We start from the raw sequence: 1653 nt of genomic DNA on the forward strand, positions 1-1653 counted from the left end.
CCGCCGCCGTCCACGCCTCGTGCGCCGCGACGATGCGCGACAGCTCGGCGTAGCGGCGGTTGACGCGCTTGGCGCGGGCGGCGTCGGCGTGCACCGCCGGGTCGGAGAGCTCCTCCTGCACCCGGCGATGCTCGTCGATCAGAGTCTGGACGGACTCGAACACGTCGCGTCTCAGCGGATGTTGTTGTCGTGCCCGTGCGCGCCCGAGGGCAGCGTCGGGATCGACTTCTGCATCTGGACCAGGAACTCCACGTTGGAGTGGGTCTCCTTGAGCTTGCCGAGCACGACCTCAAGAGCCTGCTGCTGGTCGAGGCCGGCGAGGGCGCGACGCAGCTTCCAGGTGATCTTGACCTCGTCGGCCGAGAGCAGCATCTCCTCGCGGCGGGTGCTCGACGCGTTCACGTCGACCGCCGGGAAGATGCGCTTGTCGGCGAGAGCACGCGACAGCCGCAGCTCGCTGTTGCCGGTGCCCTTGAACTCCTCGAAGATGACCTCGTCCATCTTGGAGCCGGTCTCGACGAGCGCGGTGGCGAGGATCGTGAGGGATCCGCCGTTCTCGATGTTGCGCGCGGCGCCGAAGAAGCGCTTCGGCGGGTACAGCGCCGACGCGTCGACCCCACCCGTGAGCACGCGACCCGACGCGGGGGCGGCCAGGTTGTAGGCACGGCCGAGGCGCGTGATGGAGTCGAGCAGCACGACCACGTCGCGGCCCAGCTCGACCAGGCGCTTGGCGCGCTCGATCGCGAGCTCGGCGACCGTGGTGTGGTCTTCCGCGGGGCGGTCGAAGGTCGAGGCGATGACCTCGCCCTTCACGGTGCGCTCCATGTCGGTGACCTCTTCGGGGCGCTCGTCGACGAGCACGACCATCAGGTGCACCTCGGGGTTGTTCTGCGCGATCGCGTTGGCGATCTGCTGCAGGACGATCGTCTTGCCGGCCTTGGGCGGCGCGACGATCAGGCCGCGCTGGCCCTTGCCGATCGGCGCGACGAGGTCGATGATGCGCTGCGTCAGCTTCTCGGGCGCGGTCTCCAGGCGCAGGCGCTCCTGCGGGTAGAGCGGCGTGAGCTTTCCGAACTCCACGCGGGTCGCGGCGTCGTCGACCGAGAGGCCGTTGATCGAGTCGACCTTCACGAGCGCGTTGTACTTCTGACGCCCCTGCTGCTCGCCCTCGCGCGGCTGCTTGATGGAGCCGACGACGGCGTCACCCTTGCGCAGGTTGTACTTCTTGACCTGGCCGAGCGAGACGTAGACGTCGCTCGGGCCGGCGAGGTAGCCGGTGGTGCGCACGAACGCGTAGTTGTCGAGCACGTCGAGGATGCCCGCGATCGGGATCAGGACGTCGTCCTCGCCGATCTCGGTCTCGAACTCGTCGACCGGCGTGCCCCCGCGGCGCTTGTTGCGCTGGCGGTTGCGGCCGTTGCCGTTCGCCTGGTCGTCGTCCGACGCGGCGGGCTGCTGCTCCTGGCCGCCGCCGCCCTGACCGCGGCCACGGTTGCGGTTGCGGCTCCGGCTGCGCCCACGGCTGCCCTGCTCCTCGCCGCCGTCGGCATCGGAGGAGGAGTCCTTCGACGGCGCGTCCTGGCCGGCGTCGTCGCCACCCTCGGCCGCCTCGGCACGGCGGTTGCCGCGACCGTTGTTCTTGGGGCGCTCGGC

At 70.2% G+C, this 1653-nt stretch carries 1 protein-coding gene and 1 pseudogene; both read right to left on the bottom strand.

Annotation, left to right across the window (positions count from 1 at the left end):
• Window positions 1-163, bottom strand: a pseudogene (locus tag DW309_RS20020) (peptide chain release factor 1); the annotation flags it as partial.
• A gap of 8 nt (window positions 164-171) precedes the next feature.
• Window positions 172-1653, bottom strand: a 1482-nt coding sequence (gene rho, locus DW309_RS09155; protein WP_240753172.1) for a transcription termination factor Rho, incomplete at its 5' end; no start/stop codon positions are given.

Origin of the sequence: Microbacterium sp. K41 (genome assembly GCF_004794395.1) — a bacterium.
GTDB classification, from domain to species: Bacteria; Actinomycetota; Actinomycetes; order Actinomycetales; family Microbacteriaceae; genus Microbacterium; species Microbacterium sufflavum.